5 protein-coding genes are annotated in these 8061 nt (G+C 55.4%); 1 reads left to right on the forward strand and 4 read right to left on the reverse strand.

What is annotated here, in order from left to right; genetic code table 11:
• From ACMHXI_RS18030 to agaR, 4 genes are read right to left on the reverse strand one after another with little or no spacing between them, the layout of a single operon-like run.
• Entirely contained in the window at positions 1-1206 is a 1206-nt protein-coding gene (locus tag ACMHXI_RS18030) for an SIS domain-containing protein (protein WP_082050171.1), read from the reverse strand.
• Positions 1207-1210: 4 nt separating this feature from the next.
• The gene (locus ACMHXI_RS18035) at positions 1211-2485 is read right to left on the reverse strand and encodes a class II D-tagatose-bisphosphate aldolase, non-catalytic subunit (protein WP_044734209.1); all 1275 of its coding nucleotides are present in this window, start codon (positions 2483-2485) and stop codon (positions 1211-1213) included.
• Between the two features lie 7 nt (positions 2486-2492).
• The gene (locus tag ACMHXI_RS18040) at positions 2493-3863 is read right to left on the reverse strand and encodes a Gfo/Idh/MocA family protein (RefSeq protein WP_028780309.1); all 1371 of its coding nucleotides are present in this window, start codon (positions 3861-3863) and stop codon (positions 2493-2495) included.
• Positions 3864-3877: 14 nt separating this feature from the next.
• A complete protein-coding gene (agaR, locus tag ACMHXI_RS18045) occupies positions 3878-4660 on the reverse strand; it encodes a transcriptional repressor AgaR (protein WP_044734208.1) in 783 nt (260 codons plus the stop codon).
• Positions 4661-4997: 337 nt separating this feature from the next.
• On the opposite strand from agaR, the gene ACMHXI_RS18050 reads away from it, so the two are divergent.
• Positions 4998-7841, forward strand: a complete 2844-nt coding sequence (locus tag ACMHXI_RS18050) for a TonB-dependent receptor (RefSeq protein WP_028780311.1) — start codon at positions 4998-5000, stop codon at positions 7839-7841.
• Positions 7842-8061: the final 220 nt, after the last annotated feature.

Here is an 8061-nt window from a genome sequence, read left to right on the forward strand (position 1 = left end):
TCAATCCTCTGTGTTATCCAGGCTGCCGGGCCGAGTATAAACCGCAAGCGAATGCAGCTTCACCCCCTGCACCACTCTATTGACCTGGCCGCTGGGACAGGGATTATCCGGTGACACCCCAAGCTCCAACGCCTTGTAAAATGCAAGCAGTTGACAGTAAACAATAAAGGGCAGTGTCAACCAAGCCTCTTCCAGACTGGCCTGACCATCTTGGGCCAGAGCCTCTTCACTCAGATAACAGATATCCAGCGCCCGCTTATCGGCGCGCAGCTCTGCCAGAAGATCCAGATCGTAGGCTCTGGCATAGGGCTCAGAGCTGCCGAGCAGCACTATCTGGGTATCTTCATTCACCAGTGACTTGGGGCCGTGACGAAACCCCAGCGGACTCTCAAAACTGCTGATCACTATACCGGCAGTTAGTTCAAGGTACTTGAGCGCCGCCTCCTGAGCCGCCGCCTTAAGCGGCCCGGCGCCGAGAAACACTATCCGCTTGCAGCTATGGCCCGCGGTTTGCTGCACCCCGTCGAGCCGGGTTTCGAGCAGTTGCTCCGTCAGTGTCAGCACCCTGGATAGCGATTTGTCTTCCTCGGCAAACAGCAGCAGGGTCGCCAGATACATACAACTGAAGCTGCTGGTCATGGCAAAGCTGCGGTCGTGGCTATCTTGGGGCATCAACCACAAACAAGCCTTGTGACTGTGTTCGGCCGCATAGCTGGCCAAAGCTCCCTCAGGGTTACAGGTCAACAGCAGATGACTGACATCTGTCAGCAACTCATCGGCCAACGCCAGCACAGCCAGGGATTCAGGGCTGTTTCCCGAGCGGCCATAGGAGACTATCAGAGTCGGCTGCAATGGGTTGAGATGCAGCCTGGGGTGAGAAACAATATCCGTGCTGGACAAGGCTTCCACCCTCTGGCCCGGTAATCTGAGTTGCCGCTGTAAAAAGGCTGCCAACGCCTCGCCGATATAAGCCGAAGTACCCGCGCCGGTGAGAATAATCCGCAGATTGTCCTTGGCCAGCAAGGGATTGAGAAAAGCGCTGAGCTGCGCTTCCCTGTGTTTGAAATCGGCCTGTAATTCGCGCCAGAGAGTCGGCTGCTGGGCTATCTCGGTCGCCGTCCATTTACCACTCTCCGGCGCTTGCCAAAGCGGGTTGGCGGCAGATTTTGGATACAAGTGGGTCTTTGATAGGTCACTGACTTGCATTGATTTATCCTTCGATAGCAGCAGGCTGACAGGCGCTGGCATAACGGTTAAGCACCAGGCCGATATGATGGAGTACCAGCTCAATCGCCGTGGCAGGCAGCTCGCCTCTGACCACGGCCGGATAGGCCAGCGGCAGATATTGGCTGATAAGGGGCTCGGGAATGGGGTTTGCCAGATTGGCCAGCAGCTTGTCTATGGTCAATGACAATTCGGGCCAATAGTAGCGGATCCTGTCACTGTAACTGAATCCCAGTTGCCAATCCCGCAGCGCAGGATCTGTATAGAACGACTGCCAGTATTTGGGCTCAGACAACATCTTCTGCTCACACAGTGCTCTAAGCCCTGAGCGTTTCGCCGCCGGCACCAGCAAGGCCTCTATATGATCCAGGGCAAACAGCCCCTCGCGCAGGGCAAAAGTCAACTGCGGCCCCACCTTGAGAATGGCAAAATGGCCGGCCACCAACTGGGCGTAATGCTCCGGCAGCTGATAATCTGTGGAGTGGGCTTCAAACACCAGGTTGGGCTGCTCACGAATAAAGCGGCTCTGCTCTTTGGTGAGCGTATCATCATACTGATGTACCCCGGCATTGCCGAACTCCACCCCTGGCTGCACCACCAGCGCAATCACCCGCTGCCAAACCTCCTCCCCAAGCCCTTCGGCGGCAAAGGCCTGTTTGTGGGCGCTAATGGTGTGTTTTATCGCCGCGACCGGGGTGACCTGCAGCCCCTCCTCCAGCGAACTGACACCACCGGGAGCGGGTACTTCAGTGCCTATTACATAACAGAGCTGTTGCCCCGGCGCCTTGGCTGCTTCTGCGGCGCGGCACAGTCTGGCGGCGCGCGCGGCAATCACCTCATCGGCAAGGGGCGTTTGTTCCTGATGACAAGCCATGCTGGCATCCAGATGAATTTTACAAAATCCCGCCTCGACATAGGCCCGCACCATGGCTTCGGCCTCAGCCATCGCCTGCTCTGCAGTCAGGTGCTTCCAGGCCACCGGCCCCAAGTGATCGCCGCCGAACAGCAACTGCGCTTCGGCAACACCTTCACTTTGGGCCAGGCTCTTCACAAAGGCGATAAAATCAGCGGGGGTCATGCCTGTATAGCCGCCGTGCTGATTGACCTGATTGGCCGTAGCCTCAATCAGCAAGGGCGCCCGTTGCCGCGCCGCATGACGCAGAGCGGCGCGCAGTACCAGCGGCTGGGCCGAACAGACGGAATAAATCCCCGCCTGCTGCCCGGCCTTGTTGGCCTCAATAATGGATTTGAGTGCAGACATGCTTACCTCAACCTACAATGCCAAGCGGTTTGGCGCTCTGCCACACGCCACGGGTAAAGTCGGGGAAGTCCTTGGAGTTACCGCGATCGGCCACTGAAGCCGCCGACAGAGGCTGCACCGCCGACCAGGCCGCACCATCATACACATCCTGATCCAGCGGCTCGCCGTTACGCAGGCAGTAGATCATCCGCCAGCACATTAAAAAGTCCATGCCGCCATGACCGCCGTTCTTTTCGGCCGCCTCGCCCATCTGCAACCACAGCGGATGGTCATACTTGGCATACCACTGGGTCATATCCTGGTCCCAATGGTGGAAGCTGCCACTGCCGCCCTGCTCCAGCGCTATGCGGTTGGGGAAACCGGCAAACACCCCATTGGTGCCCTGAATCAGGTTATGGCGGCTGTAAGGACGCGGCGTTGTGGTGTCGTGTTGCACCATGATGGTTCGGCCTTTAACCGTCTTGATAAGACTGGTATTGATATCGCCGCAGATATAGTTGAGCTTGTTGCGGGCATGGTCGGCGGGGAATTCACGCTTGGCATAGGCTGCGCGCCCAAGCGACGGAGAGCTCATGGAAGTGAGATAGTCGAACCTGTCCCCGCGGTTGATATTCATGTACTGGGACACAGGCCCCAAGCCATGGGTAGGATACAGGTTACCGTCAATCAAGGCGTGATACTTAGTGCGCCAAGAGCCCGTCTTGCGATCTATCTCCTTCATCTGCCAGCGCAACTCGTGAATATAAGCGGCCTCACCGTGCAGCAGTTCGCCGAACAGCCCCTGGCGTACCATGTTGAGCACCATCAGCTCGTCGCGACCGTAGCAGACGTTTTCCATCATCATGCAGTTGCGCTGGGTTTGCTCGGCTGTGTCCACCAGATCCCAGAGCTGCTCCATGGTGATCCCCATAGGCACTTCAACAAAGGCGTGTTTGCCGGCCAGCATAGCCTCTTTGGCCATGGGGTGGTGCCATTCCCAAGGTGTGGCAATGACCACTATGTCCACATCCTGGCGTGCCAACAATTCACGATAGGCGTGTTTGCCCTGGGAATAATAACCGGGCTGGGCCAAGCCTGCGTCACTCATTACCTTCTTGGCACGTTCTATGACCAGGGGATCGGTATCGCAGATAGCTGTTACCCTGGCGCCCTCTATGTTGTTGAAATGGTGAATGAACCCCACACCTCGCTCACCGACGCCGATTAGCCCCACCCGCACTTCAGCCATTTTCGGAACCACCAGCCCCATGACAGATCGGCCACTGGCCTTGGGTGCCAGCGCAGATGAACCGGCATTGGCGGCGCAGCCAGCCAGCGCCGAGGCAGCAGCTGTGGCCACCGAAGCTTTCAGAAAGGAACGACGATCAAAACCAGACATAACTTCTCCCCTTGTTATTTATTTTTATCTATCAGGTGCAGCTGCACCCCTTGCTTGGTGAGTTCTTCCACATAGCGCTCGGGAATGCCGCTGTCGGTAACCAGTTGCTGGATCTGCCGACTGGCACAAATGACATGAAACGCCTGTTGGTCGAATTTGGATGAATCGGTAACCACTATGATCTCGCTGGCAATCTCACACATCATGCGGTTGAGACTGGCTTCCTTCTCAAAATGGGTGGTGAGACCTGTCTTGAGATCAAAACCATCCACCCCGAGGATCAGCTTGTTGAAGTTGTAATCCCTGAGGCTCTTCTCGGCGATGGAACCATAGAAAGACATTGACTTCTTACGCAGCAAGCCGCCGGTGATCATCACCTCAACGTCGTCGGAACGCGCCAGCTCAGTGGCTATGTTAAGGCCGTTGGTCATCACGATAAGATCTTGATGTTCAAGGAGGTTGGCCGCAACTTGCTGGGTAGTGGTGCCCGAGTCCAGCAACAGGCGGTCGCCATCATTAACCAAAGAGGCCGCCACCTTGCCCAGCTCCTGCTTCAGTGCCGAATAGCAGTGGCCCTTCTCTTTCAGTGACAGTTCACGAATAAGGTCGGAGTTGACCATGGCGCCGCCGCGGGAGCGCACCAACAATTGCTTTTGATCCAATACCGCCAGATCCGAGCGTATGGTGACTTCCGAGACCCCGAAGCGATTTGCCAGCTCGGTGACCGACACCTTTCCCTGTTGCTGGGTCAGCCGGACTATCTCCTGCTGCCTCTCAATAGTGTTGAGATTATTCACTGCACTCTTCCTGTTTTGTTTGTTGCGCTCTGGAGCAGGTGAACCTGCACTGGCTTTCGAAAGCTTTCAATCTACTAGCAACGTCGTCAAATCATAACAACAATTCTTATACCACAACTACTTAAGCCAAAACCAACAACAAACTTTCACTTTCAACTAGCTAAACTATGCACCAAACCGAAAACAATTAAAAGACATTTTACATTTTTTTATTGATCACCCAGAGTTTTTAACGCTATAAATAAGCAATCGAAAGCATTTCGCTGCTTCTAATGCTTTCGAAAAACAACAAAAGCGAAAGGCATTAAGCCTGATAAAAACAAACAGCGGGGAACCCATGAAGCTCTTAGCCACCCAACCTGCCCTAATTGCCCTGGCAGTTGCCAGTGCGCTGGCAACACAGCCGGTTACGGCCAATGACGAGTCCGACAAGGAAAACAAGGCTCAAACACAACAAAACTCAGCTCAACAGCAGGATGCCGAGCTGGAAAGGATCCAGGTAACGGGTATCCGCTCAGCCATTAAGGAGTCGCTGTTTCTGAAACAGAATGCCACCGCAGTGGTGGATCTTGTGGTGGCCGATGATATAGGCAAGTTTCCGGATGAAAACCTGGCCGAAGCACTGCAACGTATTCCCGGGGTGACCATTACCCGCAACGGCGGCGAGGGACAGAACATACTGATCCGCGGCCTGGGGGACGGCTACAACATCACCACCCTCAATGGCCGCAAGCTGGCGTCGGACAACGCCGGGCGGGACTTCAACTTTGACACCATAGCCTCGGAGCTGGTCAATGTGCTGGCGGTTTACAAGTCTCCCGAAGCGCGGCTCACCGAGGGAGGCATAGGGGCAATTGTGGATATTCAGACCCGCAAGCCTTTGGATTTGGACGGTTTTACCCTGCAGGCCTCGGCCAAGGGTATCTATGAGTCGCGCACCGAAGACCTGCACCCGCACGCATCTCTCATCATAGGCGACAAGTCCGATGACGACAGTTTCGGCGCTCTGTTTTCCGCCGTTTACTCCAAGAAAACCCTCAGGGCCGACACCTATTCCGCCGATGGTTTTTTCGATGAAGAGGAAGGCTGGGGTGTCGACAGCGCCGGGGTGCCGGTAGACACCAACGGCAATGGTGTGATTGATGAAGGCGAAATCTACGCCTCCAAAATACCCAGTTACATGTACTATGCCAACGCCCAGGACGTACGCGAACGCATCGGTGGCACCCTGGCACTGCAATGGCGGCCACTGGATAATCTGGATGTCAATTTCGACGCCCTCTACTCTCGCTACAATACCGATGGACACAAATACCAGATAGGGTTTGTCAACTATGACGAGGAGTGGACACCGGGTACCCCGCTGTTCAGCGATGCGCAGTTCGATGAGCTGGGGCGAGTGGTTTCCATGCGCCAGCAGGGCGACAACACTATGGTGGAGCTGCTTAACCTGAGCACACCGCGCAAGACAGACACCTACCAACTGGCACTGAATACGGCGCTGTTTATCACCCCCAATTGGTCGGTCACCGCCGATCTTGCCTACTCGGCCGCCAAAAACAAGAACAAGGGCGACAATCGCTTCATCGTCGCCCGCGGCTTTGTCGACAGCATAGATATCGACTACACCAATGGGCAGATGCTGCCGGATGTGGTGATAGGCCCGGGACTCACCAGCGAGCAGACCTATGGTGCCCACTACAGCCTAAACAGTGGCACTGGCGTGGATGACAAGGTAACGGATCTTAAGCTGATGACCCAGTATTTGCCGGAAAGCGGCTTTATCAGCAAGCTGGATGCCGGGATAAACTATGTCAAACAGGTCAAGAGCCAGAATGAGTTCAGGTCGAAAAACCCCAGCCAATTCAGTCGCGGCGGCTACTATCTAACCCGCGACGGTTATGCTTTTGACGGCTCGGGAGTCTTCACTCAAGGCGAGTTTGAGCTGTTCCAAATTCCGGGCAATGTGTTTGTGCCCGCCAACTTCGATAACTTCCTCGACGGCGAAAACAGCATCTCACCGGATCCCTGGCCCAGCTTTGACTATGACAAGTTGCTGGAATACTACCGCTCCATCAACAGCGATGCCGCCAATGAGGCCATAGTAGCCAGTGCCAATCAGGCCGGTACTTATGAGGTAAGCGAGGCTGTGACCTCGGCCTATGTGCAGATAACGATTGAAGAGCTGCTGTTCGATCTGCCCTATATGCTCAATCTGGGGGTCAGGGCCAGTCGCACCCAAGTCGATTCCGAAGGCTTTGGCTATGACTTGAGCAAGGTAGTGCTGGATGATGCCGGTCAGCCGCTCAACGATGACTGGCGCACTGTCAGCCCGGTAAACTACAGCGACAGCTATACCAACATATTGCCAAGCCTCAACTTCAAGCTGAACCTGCAGGACGATCTGCTGCTGCGTATCTCGGCCGCCGAAGTATTGAGCCGCCCGTCACTCTACTCGCTCAGAGTCTGGGCCGCGCCCAACTTCACCAGTCAGGAGCAGGGCTTACCAACTCTGGTGCGCGGTAATCCCGGGGTTGAACCCGAGCAAGCCAAACAGGCGGATCTGGCGCTGGAGTGGTATTACGGCGACAGCAGTTCACTGAGCGGCGCCCTGTTTATCAAGGATATCGACTCCTTTATCTCTGATGAAAAGACCCCCATGGAGGTCGATGGCAACCGTTACCTGGTAAGCCAGCCGGTTTCCGGACAGTACGGTGCCAAAGTGCAGGGCTTTGAAATTGCCTGGCAACAGTCCCTCGAACAGTGGTTGCCTGAGCCATTCAACGGCTTTGGCTGGCAGCTTAACTACACCTATGTGGACAGCAGTTATGACGATCCTGAGCTGAAAGCCAAGGATCTGCCCTTCAAGGGGATGTCCGAGAACTCCTACAATGCCGTGCTCTACTATGAGCAGTATGGTTTGCAGGCGCGCCTTGCCTATAACTGGCGCAGCAAGTTCCTGGTGGATCCGGATGCCTGGGGCGGCCCGGCCTGGATAGACGACTACGGCCAGTTGGATGCCAGCATCAGCTACGACATCACAGACAACTTGACCCTGTTCAGTGAAGCCTCCAACCTGACCAACAACCGCTACTCCGGTTACATCAAGCGCGAAGATCAGGTGAATTATCTGGAACGCTTCGGTACCCAGATAGCCGTGGGTATTCGCGGCAGCTTCTAAAAACAGAGTTTGGGTGAAAGGATAACGCCTTCCGCCCAAACTCCATGTCGGCCCGGGAAACCGCCATATAGCCTGGGCTGACATCTTCCAAATCAATCCTTCAAGCCGATGATTCTTAATTAAAAGGTTCATCGCGGATCTCCGGGGAACGCCTCTCTGACTTTCAGAAAGAAGTATTCGGTATCCCGGTAGCCATAGCCCATTCGCTTCAGCAGTTTGA

Source organism: Shewanella sp. BJSY2023SW005 (assembly GCF_047314585.1).
GTDB classification, from domain to species: Bacteria; Pseudomonadota; Gammaproteobacteria; order Enterobacterales; family Shewanellaceae; genus Shewanella; species Shewanella algae.